The 666-nt window shown below is 32.7% G+C and carries 1 protein-coding gene; it reads right to left on the reverse strand.

Features of this window, described 5'->3' with window-relative positions; all coding sequences use genetic code 11:
• Positions 1-57: 57 nt before the first annotated feature.
• Entirely contained in the window at positions 58-531 is a 474-nt protein-coding gene (gene tnpA, locus K5V21_RS19050; RefSeq protein WP_221862671.1) for an IS200/IS605 family transposase, read from the reverse strand.
• Positions 532-666 lie beyond the last annotated feature (135 nt).

Genomic DNA, 666 nt, shown 5'->3' on the forward strand with positions numbered 1-666 from the left:
GCACATCGAAACGGTTTGCCAACCGCATACTTTTACAAACTGCACCTATAAGGTGCTTTATTTCTTATTTCCTTTCACCGGCTCACCCGTAAACGGGTCGATATATTCCTTCAAACTTATTTGTTCATATGCTATATCTTCTTGTATTTGATTTTTTATATATTCTTCTATAACTTTTTTATTTCTCCCTACTGTATCAACATAGTATCCTTTACACCAAAATTGCCTGTTACCATACTTATACTTTAAGTTTGCATGTCTATCAAAAATCATTAATGAACTTTTACCTTTTAAATATCCCATAAATTGAGCTACGCTTAACTTCGGCGGTATACTGACAAGCATATGTATATGATCCCTACATGCATTTGCTTCAATTATTTCTACTTTTTTATACTCACATAATTCTCTTAAAATTCTTCCAATATCAGATTTAATCTTTCCATAAATTATTTGCCTCCTGTATTTTGGAGCAAAAACGATATGATATTTACAATTCCATTTACTATGTGCTAAACTACTATTGTCCATAACGGACACACCTCCTTGTATTATAGTTCTGGTCGGCAAACCTACTATAATTTTACAATGGAGGTTTTTTATTTTCTACTCACCGCTGAAAGCTTTTTAGAACCACCCGCATAGCAGGTGGTATTCTAAATACAA

This window comes from Clostridium sardiniense (assembly GCF_019753795.1).
GTDB classification, from domain to species: Bacteria; Bacillota; Clostridia; order Clostridiales; family Clostridiaceae; genus Clostridium; species Clostridium sardiniense.